General features: G+C 62.8%; 18 protein-coding genes. 9 read left to right on the top strand and 9 right to left on the bottom strand.

Features of this window, described 5'->3' with window-relative positions; genetic code table 11:
• Positions 1 to 24: 24 nt before the first annotated feature.
• From KTR60_RS28720 to KTR60_RS28705, 4 genes are all read right to left on the bottom strand, one after another.
• Positions 25 to 1,431 (bottom strand): substrate-binding protein, encoded by a 1,407-nt coding sequence (locus tag KTR60_RS28720; RefSeq protein ID WP_054187255.1) that lies wholly within the window; start codon positions 1,429 to 1,431, stop codon positions 25 to 27.
• A 44-nt stretch (positions 1,432 to 1,475) separates the two neighbouring features.
• Positions 1,476 to 1,844, bottom strand: coding sequence for an ArsR/SmtB family transcription factor (locus KTR60_RS28715; RefSeq protein WP_007735244.1), 369 nt, complete (start codon positions 1,842 to 1,844; stop codon positions 1,476 to 1,478).
• A gap of 115 nt (positions 1,845 to 1,959) precedes the next feature.
• Positions 1,960 to 3,021 (bottom strand): phenylacetaldoxime dehydratase family protein, encoded by a 1,062-nt coding sequence (locus KTR60_RS28710; protein ID WP_007735242.1) that lies wholly within the window; start codon positions 3,019 to 3,021, stop codon positions 1,960 to 1,962.
• Between the two features lie 204 nt (positions 3,022 to 3,225).
• Positions 3,226 to 4,206 (bottom strand): helix-turn-helix domain-containing protein, encoded by a 981-nt coding sequence (locus tag KTR60_RS28705; RefSeq protein WP_047270147.1) that lies wholly within the window; start codon positions 4,204 to 4,206, stop codon positions 3,226 to 3,228.
• Positions 4,207 to 4,382: 176 nt separating this feature from the next.
• Here KTR60_RS28705 and KTR60_RS28700 point away from each other — a divergent pair, with 176 nt between their 5' ends.
• Genes KTR60_RS28700 through KTR60_RS28690 form a run of 3 tightly spaced genes read left to right on the top strand, consistent with a single transcriptional unit; the run spans position 4,383 to position 8,262 of the window.
• Positions 4,383 to 5,018, top strand: coding sequence for a TetR/AcrR family transcriptional regulator C-terminal domain-containing protein (locus KTR60_RS28700; RefSeq protein ID WP_030537647.1), 636 nt, complete (start codon positions 4,383 to 4,385; stop codon positions 5,016 to 5,018).
• 36 nt (positions 5,019 to 5,054) lie between these two features.
• Positions 5,055 to 6,560 carry a class I adenylate-forming enzyme family protein gene (locus KTR60_RS28695; protein WP_228401537.1) on the top strand — a complete coding sequence of 502 codons (1,506 nt, stop codon included), beginning with the start codon at positions 5,055 to 5,057 and terminating at the stop codon, positions 6,558 to 6,560.
• A 10-nt stretch (positions 6,561 to 6,570) separates the two neighbouring features.
• On the top strand, positions 6,571 to 8,262 hold the full coding sequence (locus tag KTR60_RS28690; protein WP_211921817.1) for an acyl-CoA dehydrogenase family protein: 1,692 nt from the start codon (positions 6,571 to 6,573) through the stop codon (positions 8,260 to 8,262).
• Here KTR60_RS28690 and KTR60_RS28685 read toward each other — a convergent pair.
• Positions 8,259 to 9,137, bottom strand: coding sequence for a LysR family transcriptional regulator (locus KTR60_RS28685; protein WP_221742191.1), 879 nt, complete (start codon positions 9,135 to 9,137; stop codon positions 8,259 to 8,261). The two genes, KTR60_RS28690 and KTR60_RS28685, sit on opposite strands and share 4 nt — an antisense overlap.
• A 146-nt stretch (positions 9,138 to 9,283) precedes the next feature.
• Here KTR60_RS28685 and KTR60_RS28680 point away from each other — a divergent pair, with 146 nt between their 5' ends.
• From KTR60_RS28680 to KTR60_RS28670, 3 genes are read left to right on the top strand one after another with little or no spacing between them, the layout of a single operon-like run.
• The gene (locus KTR60_RS28680) at positions 9,284 to 10,654 is read left to right on the top strand and encodes an MFS transporter (protein WP_047889988.1); all 1,371 of its coding nucleotides are present in this window, start codon (positions 9,284 to 9,286) and stop codon (positions 10,652 to 10,654) included.
• Complete coding sequence (locus KTR60_RS28675) at positions 10,654 to 12,369, top strand: acyl-CoA dehydrogenase family protein (protein WP_228401536.1); 1,716 nt, start codon at positions 10,654 to 10,656, stop codon at positions 12,367 to 12,369. The genes KTR60_RS28680 and KTR60_RS28675 overlap by 1 nt, the downstream gene beginning before the upstream one ends.
• Positions 12,366 to 13,595: a CaiB/BaiF CoA transferase family protein gene (locus KTR60_RS28670; RefSeq protein ID WP_116057616.1), complete on the top strand. Its 1,230-nt coding sequence runs from the start codon at positions 12,366 to 12,368 to the stop codon at positions 13,593 to 13,595. Before KTR60_RS28675 ends, KTR60_RS28670 begins: the two co-directional genes overlap by 4 nt.
• Here KTR60_RS28670 and KTR60_RS28665 read toward each other — a convergent pair.
• Positions 13,517 to 14,311 (bottom strand): LLM class F420-dependent oxidoreductase, encoded by a 795-nt coding sequence (locus tag KTR60_RS28665; protein ID WP_030537640.1) that lies wholly within the window; start codon positions 14,309 to 14,311, stop codon positions 13,517 to 13,519. The genes KTR60_RS28670 and KTR60_RS28665 overlap by 79 nt on opposite strands.
• Positions 14,312 to 14,593: 282 nt before the next feature.
• Between KTR60_RS28665 and KTR60_RS28660 the strand changes: the two genes are divergently transcribed.
• Together KTR60_RS28660 and KTR60_RS28655 are read left to right on the top strand one after the other, a co-directional pair.
• Positions 14,594 to 15,202, top strand: coding sequence for a ClpP family protease (locus tag KTR60_RS28660; protein ID WP_007735229.1), 609 nt, complete (start codon positions 14,594 to 14,596; stop codon positions 15,200 to 15,202).
• A gap of 4 nt (positions 15,203 to 15,206) precedes the next feature.
• Positions 15,207 to 15,794 (top strand): ATP-dependent Clp protease proteolytic subunit, encoded by a 588-nt coding sequence (locus tag KTR60_RS28655; protein WP_003945993.1) that lies wholly within the window; start codon positions 15,207 to 15,209, stop codon positions 15,792 to 15,794.
• On the opposite strand, the gene KTR60_RS28650 is transcribed toward KTR60_RS28655, so the two are convergent.
• From KTR60_RS28650 to KTR60_RS28640, 3 genes are read right to left on the bottom strand one after another with little or no spacing between them, the layout of a single operon-like run.
• Entirely contained in the window at positions 15,795 to 16,163 is a 369-nt protein-coding gene (locus KTR60_RS28650; RefSeq protein ID WP_042450622.1) for a helix-turn-helix domain-containing protein, read from the bottom strand.
• A 58-nt stretch (positions 16,164 to 16,221) separates the two neighbouring features.
• Positions 16,222 to 16,665, bottom strand: a complete 444-nt coding sequence (locus tag KTR60_RS28645) for a TIGR04338 family metallohydrolase (protein WP_007735228.1) — start codon at positions 16,663 to 16,665, stop codon at positions 16,222 to 16,224.
• Between the two features lie 50 nt (positions 16,666 to 16,715).
• Positions 16,716 to 17,540, bottom strand: coding sequence for a DUF2786 domain-containing protein (locus tag KTR60_RS28640; RefSeq protein WP_030537724.1), 825 nt, complete (start codon positions 17,538 to 17,540; stop codon positions 16,716 to 16,718).
• 114 nt (positions 17,541 to 17,654) lie between these two features.
• Between KTR60_RS28640 and KTR60_RS28635 the strand changes: the two genes are divergently transcribed.
• Complete coding sequence (locus KTR60_RS28635; protein ID WP_228401535.1) at positions 17,655 to 18,728, top strand: ABC transporter ATP-binding protein; 1,074 nt, start codon at positions 17,655 to 17,657, stop codon at positions 18,726 to 18,728.
• Positions 18,729 to 18,815 lie beyond the last annotated feature (87 nt).

Genomic DNA, 18,815 nt, shown 5'->3' with positions numbered 1-18,815 from the left:
TCGTTAAGTTCGGGTTACGCGCGCTCAGAGAGAGCGGGGGTACAGGCGCCCACGGCGTGATTCAGCGAGCAGAATCGGTCGATGCAGTGGAACACCGTTGTTCGTAGAGCTTTTCGATGTCGTGACAAGCTGCCGAAGTACTGTTTCCGGATCGCCTGCGGACGTTCGTTCGACGGCGCGTGCGTAAGCGACGATCGCTTCGTACGTTGTCTCCGACAGGGAACTGAGCGGAGGCAGGAGTTCGTTCGAGCTCGCGCTGTATCGCTTTTCGAGGTCGTGATCGCCGGCTGCGGATTGAAAGTAGCCGAATGCCGCCCAGACTCCGTCGGCATCGGAATTGCCGATGAGCTGCTGAGTGGCCTCGTCGAGGACCAATGCAAACGTCCGCGTGGTGGCCCGCAGTCCGTGCTGGGCGCATTGTCGTTCGAAGAAGACCTCGTCATGGCCCACCAGGGTGGAAAGAATCAGTTCGGCCCCGGAGTCGGCTATCGACTCGATGATGCGTGAGAAGTCGGTTGTCCCCAACGGTACGTAGACTTCGCCGGCCACCGAACCTGTGGATTCGGCGATCACACGCCGGGCCGCCCAATGCGCACCGAACGACCACGAATACTGCTGGCCGACCAGGAACCAAGTGCGAGAACCGGTCTCGGACATCATTGCGGGTATACCCGCTCGCGTCTGGTCGAGTGGGCGCTCACCCAATCGAAGGACTCCCGGACGCGATCGACCTCCCTCGTTGAGAACTGTGTGCACCAACAGCACACCGGTGTTCTGCAATGCAGATGCAGCGGCATTGAAGGTCGACGATGTCACGCACGCGAAAACGGCGCGACATCCGCTTTTCACCAATCGCAGTGCGGTCGCCGCTCCGGCCGCCGAGTCGGAAGCGTCATCGCCGATCACCAAGTCGACGAGAACGCCGCCGATGCCTCCGTCGGCGTTGATTTCTTCCACGGCCAGTGCTGCGAGTGTTTCTGTCGCCTGGGCGAATACAGCTGCCGGGCCGGATTTGCTGACCAGCAGCCCGATCCGATGTCGGTCGGAACGCGGAGGTTCGGGTGGAGCGAATCCGCGCTTGTTGGCAAGCCAGGAAATGCCGTCCTGATCGAGGCTGGACTCGAGAACGATCCGGGTCCCGGCGCCGTCGGGAAAGAACCGGATCGTCAGGCGGCCGCGCCACGGTTGGTGGTGCACGATCACGACCGATCGGCCCCGCTTCACGCCGGCGACGTATCCCAACAGCGTGATCGGCATTCCGACTGGATCTGCGCGTGCGCCGTCGCCGACGGGAAGGGAGATGGCGGCAGCGGCCCCGACCGTCAGTTGCTCACATTCGAGTTCGAGCAGTTGCCCCGTTTCGAGGCGCTCGAAGGCTGACCCTGGTGGGTCGGTCGTCACGATCTGTGCCGTTACGGAGAGACCTGGCACGTTCTACTTCCTGCCTGAAATAGGTGCTGGGGCTCAACAGGGCCTCACGCTCGGCGACGCACCGATGCGACGTCTGAATCCTCAGTCGCAGTGGCCGGCAACTCGGAGGCGTTCGAACCTGCTTCCAGCGCTCGCCCGAGGACGTCGCGCAGGAACTGGAGTGCATCGTTGGCGGGCCCCGATGGATCTATCGAGAACAGGCGATGACGTCCTTGACGCCGTTCGACGATCACGCCGGACAACCGCAGCGCCTTGAGATGTGTGGATACCGTGGTGCGACCGACCGTCGAAATTTGATCGCTGATGAAGCCCGCGTTGCACTCGCCGTGGGTAGCCAGCGTGTCGAGAATCTGTCGACGCACTTGGTCGGCCAGCACAGCAAACGCCAACTCTTCGTTTCGTTGAGTAGTCACTGTCTGCTGTCCGCGCTTCCTCGATGGTCTCTACTGAGATATGTCGACACCCGTCAACATATCTCGAGTTGCCTCCGAGGGAAAGAATGTGGCCGAAGATTGCCGGCGACTTCGGTCAGTGCTCGGCGGTGATCACCGCGTCGCGCAGCATTCCGGTCCCGGGATGGCAATTGATGTACTCGTAGAGCTGATCGGCGGCATCGAATACCGAGACCTCATGGTAGAGACGCAATTTCGACAGGCCCTCGGCCACCCGGAAGAACGTCGTGAAGATCCGTAGATGGGTCGGGTGGGATTCCGACCACCGTTCGAGTTGGTCGAGGGAGGCCCAGTGGCCGATGTTGTAGCTCAAGTCGAGGAAGTTTCCGTCGATGTCGATATTGCGTACGAATCGGTTGCTGTAGCACCCGACGGCCGGGCCGTTGTCGCGGAGGAAGTCCATGCCCGATTGAAGAGTGGGCAGGATTTCGTCCAGGTAGAGGCTGCGCTCGTCTGCTTCCGCGTCGGCCCAGTCCTGCCCGGACCTGATCAGTGCGATGTTGTCGTGTCCCCGCACTACTACGCGTCCACCTACGGCGGGGTCACCGGCGACGACCCGCAGTTCGCCCGAGGCCTGCATCCAGTCGGTTTGGGAGATCGGAAACCGCTCGCGCATCGAACCCCAGTAGCCGTGCTCGTTGATTTCGCCGCTGACACCGTCCATGACAGCTCCCACCCCGGGGAGGTCGTCTTGGAACGCGTAGAGCGTTTCGAATTGTTCGGCTCTCGGTGCCACGATCTCGCGGAAGAACCCCAATCCGTCCGACAGGCGGTCTTCGGACTCCCACCAGGAGGACACTGGAGGTGATGTGCTCCAACGATGTTGGGAAGAAACATCTTTCCAGTAACCGACCACGATCAGGTTCTCGTAGCCCTGGTTGTCGATGTGATGGGTGAGATCGTGGTGTGCCGGTCCGTCCGGCAAGTCGAAGCCGGCGACGATATCCCGCATCGCCCGCAGTGCTGCCGGGCGCTGATCCTCGCCGCGGAACTGCACGCCGAGATAGCCCATCACGACCTGGTGCAATGTGTCGTCTGCGCGCCCGACCCACATGGGAAACGGTGGCGTATAGGTATCCGGGACCCGCCTGGTCAGAGTGCGCGGGCATTGAAGGTGTTCGCCGATTGCAGATTCCATGAGTGCTCCCTGTGATGTAGGTGGTCGAATCGGGTGCCTGGCACTTGGCAACGCCGTGCCGAAAATCTACGCCCGCTCAGCCGGGCAAACTTGGCCGTCAGCGCCCGATGCTTGGCCTACCGTGCCAAGAATTGTGGATACGCTTCGGCGACAGAAAATTTTGAACACCATGTTCAATGGGTAAGTGTCCGAAGATGTTACAGATCAGCGGGTAGTACTTGTGGGGGCCGCTGCTTGCGACCGGTACCGCCGCGGGCTGATCCCGAATTCCGCCTTGAAGGCTCGACTGAAGGCGGCCAGGTCGGTGAATCCCCAGCGGTGAGAAATCTGGGTCAGCGACCGCTCTACTCCGTGTCGTTGCACGATCTCACGACGGCAACCGTCGAGTCGACGGCTGCGAATCGACCGTGACACCGTCGTGCCGTGTTCGGCGAAGGCTCGGTGCAACTGCCGAATGGAGACTTTGACCGATCCCGCGATGTCCACCGGAGACAGGGCCGGGTCTGCGATGCGGGCGTCTATGACCGACAGGGCGGATTCGTAGAGGCTGGTTCGCCGCGAGGTGATCGGTCGCGCAGTTGTGTGAAGAACGGACTTGACCAGGTTGCCGATCTCGTTGACGACTTCCTCTTCGTCTCCGCTTGCGTCGGACGTCATGCGGACGGAGGCAAGATCGTGAAGAAAGCGACCGAGCAGGCCACTCAGGCCCGCGTGTCCGTCGAAGGCGATGGCGGTCAGGCTCGTGACCTCCGCGTCGCTGAGCGACAGGTACGACCGTGGCCAGGTGAACACCTCGAGTCCCCAGATGCCGTCGTGTGCGTGTCCCTCGATCTGCCAATCGAAGGGGCGCGTGGTGTCGTACAGGACGTAGTCGCCACGTCGCAGGACGCATTCGCGGTCGTCTTGGCGCACTACCGCGCTACCGCGGCGGATCATCCCGATCTGCAGATAGTCCGCGCCGTCGCTTTTGATGAGGCTGTTGCTACGGACTATTCGTTGTTCCATCGATTGAACTGCGGATACCCGAACGTGTGCGAGTTGGGCCGAGTGGACGGCCCCGCTGAATCGATCGCCGTCTCCGATATCGGATACGTCGAGCGCGACAAAATGCTCGCGCAACAAATCTGCCCAGTCGCCCGTGAGAGTCGTGCGTGTGGGCAGGGAGAAGCCGGATCGCGCGAGCATTGCAGGGCGCCTCCTCGCAGAAAAGCCGAAGTTCTCGGGTGCTCGATGTTCAGAGAGTAATCCCGCACATCAGACATGTCGATAGAAGTCGACATGTCATCGCGTCGGGAAGAAATTGTTTGCCATACAAACAACGCCGAGTTATTGTTTGTCGTACAAACAAGTAGGAGTTCGTGATGGCCACCGAGGCAGTTCCCGCAGCGCGCGCGACGCGTGAGTCGGGCAAGCAGACGCGCATGGCGCTGTTCAACGCCGCAACCGAGCTGTTCCTCGAGCACGGCGACAGCGTCTCCATCGCGCAGATCTGCACGGCCGCCGGCGCCCATCCCAACCAGGTGACCTACTACTACGGCTCCAAAGAAAAGCTCTTCGTCGAGGTGGCGTGCGCGGCCGTTCTGCGCGCAGGCAAGCGTGCCGAGGTCGATGCCGCCGACGCCGACACGGTCGGCGATTACACCGAGAAGCTGGTCGGATCCCTCCTGGGCTCGGGCGCTCCCAGCGTCGAACTCTTCGTGGAAGCGATGATGATGACGGGTCGTCGTGGTGAACTCCGCGACCTGATCTCCGAAACGCTTCGCACTCTGCACTCCTCGGGCGAAACCGCCCTCCTCCGTACCTTGATCCGCACCGGCTGGCAGCTGCGCGCGGGCATCGACGTCGAGTCCAAGGCCTTCTGGTCTGCGATCTTCGGCCTCGTCATCCAGAAGACTGCCACCGGCGAGAGCTTCGGCTACTCCCTCGAGGAGGCGGTTGCCGTCATCTTCGCCACCCTCCAGATACCCGACGCCGTACTCAACAGCTCGATGGAATGAACTCTCTTCGAGCGTGATTCTCCGACAAGGACTTCGATGAATATCGTTCGCGTATTCGACAGCAACGTCACCAAGACCCCGGTCAAACCCTTCCTGATATTCGACGGTCACGATCACACGTACTCCCAGGTTCAGGACGGAAGTCGACGCGCCGCAGGCTATTTGCAGTCGCTGGGCGTGCAGCCGGGCGACCGCGTCGCGCTGATGTGTTACAACACTCCGGGATTCGTGTACGCGATGCTCGGTGCCTGGCGCTTGGGCGCCGTCGTGGTCCCCATCAACCACAAGATGCAGACTCCGGAAGTTGCCTACGTGCTGGGACACGCGAAGGTGTCGGTGTGCGTCTTCGACGGTGAGTTGGCGCCGGTTGTCGGTCGACTGGAGACAACGGCCAAGCTGATCAGCACGGACTCTGTCGCAGACGGTTTCGACTTCTTCGACGACGCCATCACCCGCCAGGACGGCGTTGACGGTATCGACATCGACGAGAACGATCCGGCCGAAATCCTCTACACCTCGGGGACTACCGGCTCGCCCAAGGGCTGCGTCCACAGCCACCGCAACGTCGTCGGTGTTGCCGTCACCGCGGCCCTCGCCGTGTCGACGACTCGGGACGAGCGACTGCTCATGGCCGTGCCGATCTGGCATGCTTCCCCGCTCAACAACTGGTTCATGTCCACGCTCTACATGGGCGGAACCGTCGTGCTGCTGCGCGAGTACCATCCCGTCAAATTCCTGGAAACAGTTCAGGAACAACGCATTACCCTCTGCTTCGGCCCGCCGGTCATCTACACCACTGCACTCAACCTCGTGCCGAACTTTGCCGACTACAACCTCGGAAGCGTTCGTGCGTGGTTGTACGGCGGGGGACCGATCGGCGCGGATGTCGCTCGGCGACTGGTGGAGTCGTACGGCACCACCGAATTCCGGCAGGTCTACGGCATGACCGAGACCGGGCCAGTGGGCACCGTGCTGTACCCCGAAGAGCAGTTGAGCAAGGCGGGCTCGATCGGCCGCGTCGCGCTGGCCGGCGTCGACCTGCGCCTGGTTGCCGATGACGGCACCGACGCGGAGCCCGATCAGATCGGTGAGATCTGGCTGCGCGCCGACACCGTCATGCAGGGGTACCTCGACGACCCCGCTGCCACGAAGGCTGCATTTGCCGACGGCGGTTGGTATCGCACCGGCGATCTGGCGCGCAAGGATGCGGACGGCTACCTCTTCATCGTCGACCGCGCGAAGGACATGATCATCACGGGCGGTGAGAACGTCTACTCCAAGGAGGTCGAGGACGTGATCTCCGGCCACCCGGACGTCGTCGACGTCGCTGTTGTCGGAAAACCCAACGAAGAATGGGGCGAGACCGTCGTCGCGCACGTCGTCTGGCGTGAACCGGATGTCATCAGCGCCGACGACATCAAGGACTACCTCTCGGACAAGTTGGCGCGCTACAAGATTCCGCGTGAAGTGGTGTTCGCGACGATTCTTCCGCGTACACCGACCGGCAAGATCCAGAAGCACCTCATCCGCGCAGCGAGCTGAAAGGCCTGTCATGACTGATATTTCCGAGAAGACCGTCACCCACCCGGCTCCGCATCGCACCCATGCAGTGCTCAACCAGTCGGTACCGCGCACGGACGTCAACGAGTTCCTGCTCGATACGGTCCTGGCCGAAGGCGTCGCGCGTCACGACGCCGATTGGGCCACCAGTGAACTCACCGATATCGGTGAACTGGTCGGCAGTGCCGGGTTCCAGCACGACGCCGAGCTGGCCAACACGGTGATCCCCGAATTGAAGACCTTCGATCGCTGGGGAAACCGCATCGACGAGGTCGAATACCATCCGTCGTATCACCGGATCATCTCTGCCGCCGTTGCGCACGGTGCTCACACCTCTGCCTGGGCTGACCCCAAGCCGGGTGCCAACGTGGCTCGGGCCGCGGCATTCATGCTGTTCTCCCAGGTCGAACCGGGCCACGCGTGCCCGATCTCCATGACGCACGCTGTGATCCCCTCGCTCGAGCTGCAACCCGATGTAGCCGCCATCTGGACCCCGCGTGCCCTTTCTCGGAGTTACACCCCCGAGTTGGTTGCTCCCGGAAAGGCATCCGCGATCTTCGGAATGTCGATGACGGAAAAGCAGGGTGGCTCCGACGTGCGAGCCAACACGACCATCGCCAAGCCGGCCGGACGTGGCGGCCCGGGTGCGGACTACCTCCTCACCGGACACAAGTGGTTCTGCTCCGCGCCGATGTCTGACGCCTTCCTGGTTCTCGCTCAGGCCGAAGGTGCTGCCGGCGAGGGACTTTCCTGCTTCCTTCTCCCCCGCATCCTGCCTGACGGCACACGCAACGTCTTCCGCATCCAGCGTCTGAAGAACAAGCTGGGCAACAAGTCCAACGCGTCGTCCGAGATCGAACTCGACGGCACCGTCGGCACCATGATCGGCGAACCGGGACGTGGTGTGCGGACCATCATCGAAATGGTGTCCCAGACGCGACTCGACTGCATTCTCGGCAGCACGGCGGGTATGCGTCAGTCGGTGGCCGAAGCGGTGTGGCATGCACGGCACCGCAGCGCTTTCGGTGCCGTCCTGGCAGATCAGCCCGCAATGACGTCGGTGCTCGCCGACCTGGCTCTCGAATCCGAGGCCGCGACCATCACCGCACTGCGATTGGCCCGTGCGCAGGACGAGGACGCGAATGAGCAGGAAAAGGCGTTCCGCCGACTCGCGACAGCTGTTGCGAAGTACTGGATCTGCAAGCGCGGCCCGCACCACTCCTACGAAGCCCTCGAGTGCCTGGGCGGCAACGGTTACACCGAGGACTTCCCGCTTGCCCGTCGCTACCGTGAGCAGCCCGTCATGGCCGTGTGGGAGGGGTCGGGCAACGTCATCGCGCTCGACGTCCTGCGCGCGATGACCCGTGAACCCGACTCCGTTGCCGCCTTCGACCACGAGATCAACCTCGCCCGCGGCAACAACCCGGTCCTCGATCAGCACCTCGATCGGGTACGACGCCAACTCGGTGAGCTCGCCACGATGGCACCCGCCGACGCTCAGCTCCGCGCTCGGACCGTCGTCGAGGCTATGGCGTTGGCGCTGCAGGCTTCGCTCATGGTGCGCCACTCCCCGGCCGCCTCGTCCGATGCGTTCATTGCCGCTCGCCTCGGTGCCGACCGTGGTCACGAGTACGGAACTCTGTCTGTGGGAACAGATTTCGCCGGAATTCTCGCGAGAGCCTAAGGCTGCTCGCTCAGTACCCTGGTGACGGTGTGTACTGCCGGCGTCGGATTGTTCGGTCGCCATGCCATCGCGATTTTCAGCGTGGGCGTGGCCCCGGCGATCGGCAGGTACACGACCCCGTCCATGGACAGATGCGCCGTCGACTCCACGACGACGGCGATCCCGACCCCCGCTCCGACCATGGCCAACAGGCTGTACGGATCGGGGGCTTCGTGCGCGACGGTGGGCGTGAAACCTGCTGTGGCGCACACGGACAACGTCGCATCGCGCACCACCGAGCCGTGCTCGGCGGGATACATCACGAATCGCTCGGTTGCCAGGTCTTCCGGTGACACCGAGTCATGCGCACCGAGGTGATGCCTGGCAGGAACCGCGACCATCAAGGTTTCCTCCCGCACAGTGTGAGTCTCGAATCCGCGCGGAATGGGCAGGCCGACTATGCCCATGTCCAGTGCTCCGCGTCGGAGAGCGTCGAGCACCTCACCCGAGTACATCTGCGGCCGTAGTTCCAGTTCGATTCCCGGATGGGAGTCGGCCAAGGACCGTGTGAGGGCCGACAGGACGGTGTAGCCGCCCGTTCCGCCGAAACCCACTGTGACACGGCCCGTCTCGCCAGTCGACGCGGCCGATGCGATTTCTCGTACCACGGCGATCTGCGCTTCGATGATCCGTGCGGGCGTGACCAAGGCTTCGCCGGCGGCGGTCAGTTGCACTGATCTGGTGGTCCGGACGAACAGGTCGGTGCCCAGTTCACGCTCGAGCGCCCGAATGGTCTGGCTGAGCGGGGACTGCCCGATGTGGAGTCGCTCGGCGGCCCGGCCGAAATGAAGTTCGTCGGCGACTGCGAGAAACGCGCGCAGTTGACGCAGTTCCACGTCGCTCCTCCCGGGTTTCATTATGTGGTTCTCCCACATAAATAAGTCGAACTAAGTCTTGGACTCTACATGGATTTCGGACGATAGTGATTCACGCCTCACATTGCATCCCTTGGTGATGCCCGACGCGAGAATCAGGGAGAACCGTGGATCAACACCCAGGTCAAGACACCAATCCGCCTGAATACAACACCAAACAGGCACGCAAGGCCGGAATCACGGCGTTTGTCGGAACGACCATCGAATGGTTCGACTTCTACATCTACGGAACCGCATCCGCCTTGGTGCTCGGCCCGCTGTTCTTCCCGGATGCGTCGCCGGCGGTGGGGACACTCGCAGCCTTCGCGACTTTTGCCGTGGGATTCGTGGCTCGTCCGGTCGGCGGAGTGGTGTTCGGTCATTTCGGAGACAAGTTCGGTCGCAAGAACGCCGTGATCATCACCCTCGCGCTCATGGGGTTGGGAACTGTCGGTGTCGGTCTCCTCCCTACGTACTCCCAGATCGGGATCTGGGCACCGATACTGCTTGTGGCACTGCGTGTTCTCCAGGGCATTGCCATGGGCGGCGAATGGGGTGGCGCCGTATTGATCGCCACCGAGTTCGCTCCCCCGAAGAAAAAGGTGCTCTACGGTGCGTTTGCGCAGCAGGGTTCACCGGTCGGCAACCTGCTCGCGACGCTGGCCTTCCTCGGCCTGACGTTGATGTCGGATTCCGTGTTCGAGTCGTGGGGTTGGCGTCTGCCGTTCCTCGGATCCGCAGCTTTGGTGATCGTCGCTCTCTACATCAGGTTGCACATCTCCGAGACACCTGAGATGAAGAAGGCTGTTGCGGCACAGGAACGTACACGGATGCCGCTGGTCGAAGTGTTGCGTTCGCATCCCGTCGAACTTGCTCTCGGCGTCGGCGCTGTGGTTGCCGGTGTTGCCATCACGTACGTCAAGACAACCTTTGCGCTCTCATGGGCGACAACGGATCTCGGCTTCGAGCGCAGTGACTTCCTCCTCGTGATCACCGTCGCACTGGTAGCCCAGGCGCTCGTACAGCCTTTCGGCGCTGTGCTGGCCACGCGGATCGATCCGTCGAAAGCGGTCCGTTGGATGCTGCTTCCGGAGATCGTGCTCCTACCACTGATGTTCGTGCTGGTTCAGACGGGTTCCGTGCCCTTGGCGATTCTGGGTATGGTCCTCGCGACGGCGCCTCACGCAATGTATTACGCCGCGTTGGCCGGCATCCTGGCGCAGGTTTTCCCCACCAATGTTCGGTATACCGGCATCTCTCTGTCGTACCAATTGTCGACCGCCGTTTTTGCCGGAACGGCCCCGATGGTCAGCCAGTATCTGCTGACGCGAACCAACTCGATCTGGCCGGTCGTAGCTCTCGGGCTCGTGTATGTCGTTCTCTCCCTTGTCTGTATGACTGCTTTGTTGCGCAGGAGTGCGCTGCACGCGCAAGGGCTGGAATCGACGAGCTCCTCGAACATGACCGATGTTTCCACCCTGAAAGGCGTTGACCACTGATGAACTTTGCACACACCGACCCCGCTCTGACAGCGGTAGTGGACAGATGGACCGCCGGGGCGGACCGAGAGACGTTGAACGGATTGCTCGACCGGCTGGGCCGAGATGCAGCCGGCCGTTTGTCCGAGCTTGCCGACATCGCGGACAAGAACCCGCCGGTGCTGCAGCAATTCGACAAGGCCGGTGACCGCGTCGACCGGATTTCCTATCACCCGGCCTACCTGGAACTGTGCCGGGCGGCGTACAACGAGTACGGCCTGTCCGCCATGTCGCACCGAAAAGGGTTGCACGGATGGGACTCCGTGCATCCGCCACTCGCGAAGTATCTCGCGTCGTACATCTTCGTGCAGGCAGAGTTCGGGCTGGCCTGCCCGGTGTCGATGACAGATGCTGCTGCGCGGACCCTGCGTATGTTCGGTGATCCGGCCGTGTTCTCGCCCTGGATCGACGCGTTGACGTCGACGGACCCCGAGCAGGCGAAGACGGGTGCGATGTTCATGACCGAGATTCAGGCAGGCACCGACATCGCCTGCACCGAAACACGCGCCGAGCGCGACGGTGACGGATGGGTTCTGACGGGCAAGAAGTGGTTCGCCTCCAACCCGGATGCCGATGTGATCATCACCCTCGCGAGATTCCCGGGCGGACAGGATGGTTCGACGCGTGGAGTCGGAATGTTCATGGTGCCCAAGACCTTAGGATCCGGCCAGCGCAACAACCTCACGATCGATCGTCTCAAGGACAAGCTGGGTACGCGTTCCATGCCGAGCGGCGAGGTGACGCTGAACCGCGCGCACGCACTCCAGGTCGGCGAACTCGATCGAGGATTCCGCCAGATGGCGGAGATGGTCAACACGTCTCGCCTGTCCAATGCGATGCGTTCGAGCGCTCTCATGCGCCGAGCAGTCCGCGAAGCCGTCGAACATTCGAAGAGTCGAGTCGTGTTCGGTAAGAAGCTCTTCGACCAGCCGCTGATGCGGGCGACGCTTCTTCCCCTTGCACTCGATGCCGAGGCTTCGCTGGCCCTGGTCGCGTACAGCGCACAGTGTCTTCAGGCAGCAGACGGCGGCGACGAACAGGCGCGCGCACTGATCAGGGTGCTGACACCGATCGCCAAACACTTTGTCTGCAAACGCGCGCGGGTGGTCACCGGCGAGGCCATGGAGGTGCGCGGAGGAAACGGCTACATCGAGGAATGGGCCAACGCGCGACTAGTGCGGGATGCCCACTTGGGCTCGATCTGGGAGGGCTCGAGCAATGTCATTGCGCTGGACGTACTTCGGTGCCTACGCAAGTTCAACTCGCACCGCACGGTCGCGGAAGCGATGACGGACATCTTGTCCACCGTCGGACCGGATTGCGAAGCCGGGGCCGGAGTTCTGTTGCGGCGCTGGGAGGAACTGGTAGAGGAAGGAGATCGTCTGATCTCCGGATCTGACGATGCCGCCCAGGCCGCCAGCGCAAAGTATGCCGACGAGCTCGCTCGTGCCGTCATGGCGACCCTGCTTTTCGATCTTGCAGACCACGGCATCCGACACGGTAATGGGTACCGGTCACTGCTGGTGGCGAATTCCTACCTGGCCGGTCTTGTGGGGAAGGTGCCGTCGGCTGCACTCGGCAATCTCGACGTGATCACCGACGGCGGTGACGTCGAGCTGGATGATGCACGTGACGTCGTAGCCGAGTTCCTCTCCGTAGCAGGGGTTCACCAGTGAATTCTCCAACAGGCCCCACACCCTTGGCTGGTGTCCGCGTGCTCGATCTGTCGAAGATCCTTGCCGGGCCGTACGCAACCATGTCGCTTGCCGATCTCGGAGCCGACGTCACCAAGATCGAACACCCTGAAGGCGGCGACCCCACGCGTTCGTGGGGGCCTCCCTTCGTCGGCGTAGATGCCGCCTACTACCTCGCGATCAACCGCGGCAAGAAGTCGGTCACGATCGACCTCAAGTCCACCGAAGGACAGGAGATCATCCACCGCATGCTCGAAGAGACCGATGTGGTCGTGGAGAACTTCAAGCCGGGCAGCGGATTACAGAAGATCTTCGACTACCAGGCACTGTCCGAGCGATACCCGCATCTGATCACCCTGCACATCTCTGCCTTCGGTGAAGAAGGACCGCTGCGCGACGAACCGGGGTACGACATGATCGCGCAGGCCGCGGGTGGGCTCATGTCGCTCACCGGTGAACCCGGCGGCGCTCCGATGAAATCCGGGTTTGCGTTGGGAGACTTGGGCGCAGCGCTTTTCGGACTGGTCGGTGTCCTGGCTGCATTGGTCGAGCGAGGCCGGACCGGGCGCGGACAGTACGTGACCACGTCGCTGTACGAGTGCCAACTCGCGATGCACGTCAACTGGGCGACCAGTTACTTCGCCACCGGTGAGCGCCCGACTGCGTTGGGCTCCGGTCATCCGAATCTTGCTCCGTATCAAGCATTTCCTGCCAGCGACGGGTACTTCGTCGTCGCTGTCGGCAACGACGCGATGTGGGCGTCGCTGGCCGAGGCCATCGGAAGGAGTGAACTGGTCACCGATTCGCGTTTTGCCCACAACCGCGACAGAGTGGAGAACCGCGAGAGTCTGGAACGAGAACTCACCAGCGCCTTCGCATCGGAGACCGTCGAACACTGGTGCGCTCTTCTCGCCCAACGCGCCGTACCGGTCTCACCGATCCGGCATCTCGACGAGATCTACTCCGATCCCCACACCGCCGCGCTCGGCATGGTCGGAACCGTCGACCATCCGACGCTCGGACCGTTGAAGCAAGTGGCCTTTCCGGTCAACTTCTCCGGCCAGAGGCCACGTCTGACGTCGGCGCCGCCCGTTCTCGGCGCCGACAACGACGAAGTCCTTGGTACCGCTCAGGCCAGCCCGCTCAACGCAGGCGGCGTGTTGTCGTCGCGCCAACCGATGGCCTCGGCAAGCGTCGTGAGGTCGTAGTCCGGTCCGCTGACGCCGACGGTGAAGAGTGAGACACCGTCGGCGACCAGGTCGGCTGCATTTTCGAGCCCAGGCCACGGAACCGAGTGCTCTACTTCCAGCGGGTTCCGGCCCACGTCGGCGCAGTGGTCGGAGAGGATGTCTGACTTGCGCAGGTGTGTCTCACGGTCGCCGAAGCTGTGCCAGACGTCGGCGTACTCGGCGACCAAGCGCAGGGTCTTCTTCTCGCCGCCACCGCCGATGAGGACCGGGATGTTGCGCGTCGGCGGCGGGTTGCCCTTCGCCAGGCGGCCCGTGATGCGGGGGAGGTATTCGCCCAGCAGTTTCAGCCGTGAACCGGGAGTGCCGAAGTCGTATCCGAACTGGTCGTAGTCCTTCTCGAACCAGCCGGCACCGATGCCGAGGATCAGGCGCCCGCCGCTGATGTGGTCGACGGTTCGCGCCATGTCGGCGAGTAGATCCGGATTGCGGTAGCCACCACCGGTGACCAGGGCGCCGATCTCGACGCGTTCGGTTTGCTCGGCCCAGGCGCCGAGCATGGTCCAGCATTCGAAGTGGGCGCCGTCGGGATCGCCGGTCAACGGGTAGAAGTGGTCCCAGTTGAAGACGATGTCCACCCCGGCGTCCTCGGACCGCAAGACGGCGTCGCGTATCAACCCGTAATCGGGTGCGTGCTGGGGTTGGAGTTGAACACCGATGCGTACCGGACGAGTCATGCCACGCTCCTGACGAGAGGAATGGTTGTCTTCTCCCATCATGGCCGGGTGTGCGCGGTACCGCTACCGCCGCCGTAGGTGACGGGTTTGCCGCTCTTGTACCCACCCCTTTTCGAGCGAACGGTACTTTCGGCGCCTTAGATCGACTGAACGTGCCGTTCGCTCAAACAGGGGGCAGTCAAAGGGGGCGGGTAAAAACAGGGGGGCGGGTAAAAACAGGGGTGGTCTGCCCACAGCAGACAAGCGGGGCCGCGGCACTGCCGCGCCAGTAGGAATGGATTCATGACTACTGAAGCTCCCACCGATACCGGCTACCGTGACCTGTTGACAGACAGGCTCTTCCGACAGCGAACCATTCTGCTCACCGGCGAGGTCAACGACGCCATGGCCGAACGTGTGTGTTCGGAACTGGTGCTCCTCGCCACCACCGACCCCAAGCGCGACGTCGTGCTCTACATCAATTCACCTGGCGGGTCGGTGTTTGCCGGTCTGGCCATCTACGACACGATGAAGCTCATCCCCAACGACGTCGTGACGGTCGCGATGGGCTTCGCGGCCAGCATGGGCCAGGTGCTTCTCTGCTCCGGCACCCACGGCAAGCGAATCAGCTTGGCGCACAGCCGCATCATGATGCACCAACCTTCGGCAGGTATCGGTGGCACTGCGGTGGACATTGCGATCCAGGCCGAAAGTCTCGAGCTGATGAAGCGTCAATCGCAGGAAATCCTCGCCGCCGAAACGGGCCGGACCGTCGAAGAGATCGAGACCGACAGCGATCGGGATCGCTGGTTCACCGCCGAGCAGGCGCGCGAGTACGGAATCGTCGACCGCGTCGTGACGTCCTTCGCCGAGATAGCACCGCAAGCCACCTTCCCCAAGATCGGATTGTGACGTCATGTCCCAGTACACGATTCCCAGTGTCATCGAGCGAACACCAACGGGTGAGCGATCTTTCGACATCTTCAGCAGGCTGCTCAACGAACGCATCGTCTTTCTCGGCACAGAGATCGACGACGGCGTCGCCAACGTCGTGATGGCTCAGATGCTGCATCTGCAAGCCGACAACCCGGATCGTGAAATCGGTTTGTACATCAACTCTCCCGGCGGTTCCACCACGGCGATGCTCGCGATCTACGACACCATGCAGTTCTTGAAGCCGACGATTTCGACGTACTGCATGGGTCAAGCGGCTTCGGCTGCTGCAGTGCTTCTGGCCGCCGGCACTCCGGGCCATCGGCATGTTCTCGCCCATTCGCGGGTGCTGCTGCATCAACCGTCGACGCAAGGTAGCGGCACCATCTCGGACCTCGCACTTCAAGCAGCCGAGATCCTGAGAATCCGGGAGCAGACCGAGGCGATTCTGAGTAAGCACACCGGTCAGAGCGTCGAGCGATTGCGTAAGGACACCGATCGCGACAGGATCTTCACTGCCGACGACGCAATTTCCTACGGGCTGGCCGACACCCTCATCGAAGGGAACTGACTAGGCCGCCATCAGGACGGGACCCGAGATCGGTGAGGGAGAGTGCCCGAAGGTGAGGGAGTTGAGTGCAACGATCCTGTTGCCCGCTCGGAACAGTAGATGCTCGAGCGGCATCCCGAGCGCTTCGCAGATTGCGCGCAGAATTTCCGACGACGGTTCCTTCTTGCCCCGTTCGATCTCGGAGAGGTATTGCTTCGACATCCCGACCTTTGCGGCTACGTCGTCGAGAGTTCGGTCCTGATCGCGTCGAACCTCCCGCAGCACTCGTCCGTAGGCTTCACGAATCAGTGGGGGTTTGCGCACGGCAACAGCCGGATCGGGGAGTTCCGACTCACCCTTGACCAGGACCAGTCTGCGCGGCGCATCCATAGGCCGAGTATTCCAGCCGACCGGTACGGACACCACCGGGTTCGCCGAGGGCTGACATCTAGTCCGTTCGAACACCACCGGCAAGGAACATCGCTCGAAGAACGAAGGCCGCCTCGGGCCCGATGATCTCGCCGACAAGGCTCGTGTAGCGGTCGACGAACTCGGGCCCGTGGGAGGCCTCGTCGGAAGTGGGGTCGCCGAGGTGGTGCGCAAGTTCGTGCAAGACAACGAATTCGCGTAGCGCCCACCGGCCGTCACGGTCGTCCGGGACGGCGATGACGTCGTTCGAGTAGTGAGCGGCGGCATTGCCGCCGCGGGAGCGTACGGACACCGGAATGGTTGCGCGAGTCCAGGTCTCCCGTACCCAATTCAGCCCGAGTAGCTGATCGCAGTACGCCTGGACCGACTCCACGGAACCGAATTTGCGCTCGACCGGCAAGGTGATGGTGGAACCCATGACCTCGACGCTCCGAAGTCCACGCTGGTCGGCGCGATCGAACATGGTGCGCACCAACGTCTCTGCCTCGTAGACGGCGCTCCGCTGCGTATCCCTCACGAGTCCAGCTGCCCGCGCACCCCGCCGATCTCCGGAAGGTTCCCCAGACGTGCGGAGCGCGCAGCCCGATCACCCGCTCGTCGAGCATGCGAGGAATGCCCGGCGCTTGCGCGGCCGCCGCCCCGCCACGTCCCACGCGCTTTGGAGTTGGACGAGTAGTAGTCCTTCAGCTCGATTTCCTTGTTACGCAGCACGAGTGCGGTTTCGGAAGACGACGTGGCAGATTCTGCGATCGCGGTCTTCTCCGTCTCCTGCTTCGTCTCGGCCAACCGAGCGCCGATGCGGGACGCGTACGCCATCTGGAAGTTCAGGCGCGCCGTCACTCCGGCGACCGGCTTGCGGACCTGCGTGCTGACGCGTCGTCGTCCACGAGTTTCGACGACGGTCCGCACGGACGTTTCGCCGCGGTACGCCCCGGAACGCACGTACGCATCGGAGTCACGCACCATCTGGAAGAGCAGGCTCGAATACAGGGCCTCGCACACGTCGATGTCGCCGGCGAAGCCGTAGGCATAAATTACGGCCGACGTCTGCGCGATGTCGCATTGCACGTCGTTGGCAGCGGCGATCGCGATGAACAACTGGGCGTACGTTCGCAGTCCGCGCTTGCCCGGTTCGCCGATGGTGATGAGCCGTTGAGTGGGCGTCGCACGCTTTTCCGAAGACGCGGTATGCGCACGCGCGACCGCCAGGTCGATCGCGGAACTGGTGGCCAACCGCTGAGCGGCAGCCATGAAGGCTTCACCTTCGTGTGGATTGTCGGTGGACTCCGCTTGGCGAAGCAGCGCACCGATGCGGGTCAGCATCTTCTCCGAACTCACCGTGAAAGACTACGCTCGGGCGCCGACACGGACGTTTATGCTGCTAGCGCACACGCTCACCCTCGACTTGGATCGTCCGGCACGTTCCTGCCGGTAGAAGGGATCAACCCCGTCATGGCTTCAGTGACTTTCGAGAGCACCACCTGCCTGTTCCCCGGATCGAACACTCCGGCAGTGGACAAGCTCGACCTCGAGATCGAGGACGGCGAGTTCCTCGTCCTCGTCGGACCCTCCGGCTGCGGAAAGTCGACCACCCTGCGCATGCTCGCCGGGCTCGAAGACGTCCACAGCGGACGCATCCTCATCGGCGACCGCGACGTCACCGGTCAGGAGCCGAAAGAGCGCGACATCGCGATGGTCTTCCAGAACTACGCGCTGTACCCGCACATGTCGGTGGCCGAGAACATGGGTTTTGCGCTCAAGCTCGCCGGAACCAACAAGACGGAGATCCGCGCCCGCGTCGAAGAGGTCGCGAAGATGCTCGATCTCGAGCCGTACCTCGATCGCAAGCCCAAGGCGCTGTCCGGTGGCCAGCGTCAGCGAGTGGCGATGGGCCGCGCCATCGTTCGCCAGCCGCAGGTCTTCCTGATGGACGAGCCGCTCTCGAACCTCGACGCGAAACTCCGTGTGCAGACACGTACGCAGATCGCTCAGCTGCAACGACGCCTCGCGACGACGATGGTTTACGTGACCCACGACCAGGTCGAGGCCATGACGATGGGTGACCGCGTCGCCGTCCTCGAAAAGGGAATCCTGCAGCAGTGCGCCTCGCCGCGCGAGCTGTACAACAAGCCGAAGAACGTCTTCGTCGCCGGCTTCATGGGTTCACCCGCGATGAACCTCTTCACCCTCCCCGTCGTCGACGGCGGCGTCGCATTCGGTGACGGGATCGTTCCGGTTCCGCGCGAGACGATGAACGGCGTCGTCGAAACCGAGGTTGTTCTGGGTATTCGCCCCGAGCACTTCGAGATCGCAGCCGAAGGCCTGCCGATGGAGGTCGACGTCGTCGAGGAACTCGGCTCGGACGCCTACGTCTACGGCCGGACCACGATCGGCGGACGGTTGCAGCAGATCGTCTCGCGTGGTGACTGGCGCAATCCGCCGCAGAAGGGCGAGCGCGTCAACCTGCGCGTCGACCCCGAGAAGGTGCACATTTTTGCCACCACCGACGGGCGTCGCCTGGGTTAGGTCGACCTGTCAAACGACACATGACCGATTCAGGTTCGGCGTAATACCCACAAGTACGGGTGTCTCGTGCCACAGTAGGGGCCGATG

The sequence above is a fragment of the Rhodococcus sp. C1 genome (genome assembly GCF_020809065.1).
Taxonomy (GTDB): domain Bacteria; phylum Actinomycetota; class Actinomycetes; order Mycobacteriales; family Mycobacteriaceae; genus Rhodococcus_F; species Rhodococcus_F qingshengii.
This window is presented reverse-complemented; position numbering and strand designations above follow the sequence as displayed.

What these genes read in the sequence shown, in the direction of transcription:
- KTR60_RS28650 (WP_042450622.1), bottom strand. Translation starts at nt 16,163, where the DNA reads ATGGATGCGCCGCGCAGACTGGTCCTGGTCAAGGGTGAGTCGGAACTC.
- KTR60_RS28705 (WP_047270147.1), bottom strand. Translation starts at nt 4,206, where the DNA reads ATGCTCGCGCGATCCGGCTTCTCCCTGCCCACACGCACGACTCTCACG.
- KTR60_RS28665 (WP_030537640.1), bottom strand. Translation starts at nt 14,311, where the DNA reads ATGACTCGTCCGGTACGCATCGGTGTTCAACTCCAACCCCAGCACGCA.
- KTR60_RS28645 (WP_007735228.1), bottom strand. Translation starts at nt 16,665, where the DNA reads ATGTTCGATCGCGCCGACCAGCGTGGACTTCGGAGCGTCGAGGTCATG.
- KTR60_RS28690 (WP_211921817.1), top strand. Translation starts at nt 6,571, where the DNA reads ATGACTGATATTTCCGAGAAGACCGTCACCCACCCGGCTCCGCATCGC.
- KTR60_RS28660 (WP_007735229.1), top strand. Translation starts at nt 14,594, where the DNA reads ATGACTACTGAAGCTCCCACCGATACCGGCTACCGTGACCTGTTGACA.
- KTR60_RS28635 (WP_228401535.1), top strand. Translation starts at nt 17,655, where the DNA reads ATGGCTTCAGTGACTTTCGAGAGCACCACCTGCCTGTTCCCCGGATCG.
- KTR60_RS28700 (WP_030537647.1), top strand. Translation starts at nt 4,383, where the DNA reads ATGGCCACCGAGGCAGTTCCCGCAGCGCGCGCGACGCGTGAGTCGGGC.
- KTR60_RS28675 (WP_228401536.1), top strand. Translation starts at nt 10,654, where the DNA reads ATGAACTTTGCACACACCGACCCCGCTCTGACAGCGGTAGTGGACAGA.
- KTR60_RS28695 (WP_228401537.1), top strand. Translation starts at nt 5,055, where the DNA reads ATGAATATCGTTCGCGTATTCGACAGCAACGTCACCAAGACCCCGGTC.
- KTR60_RS28655 (WP_003945993.1), top strand. Translation starts at nt 15,207, where the DNA reads ATGTCCCAGTACACGATTCCCAGTGTCATCGAGCGAACACCAACGGGT.
- KTR60_RS28710 (WP_007735242.1), bottom strand. Translation starts at nt 3,021, where the DNA reads ATGGAATCTGCAATCGGCGAACACCTTCAATGCCCGCGCACTCTGACC.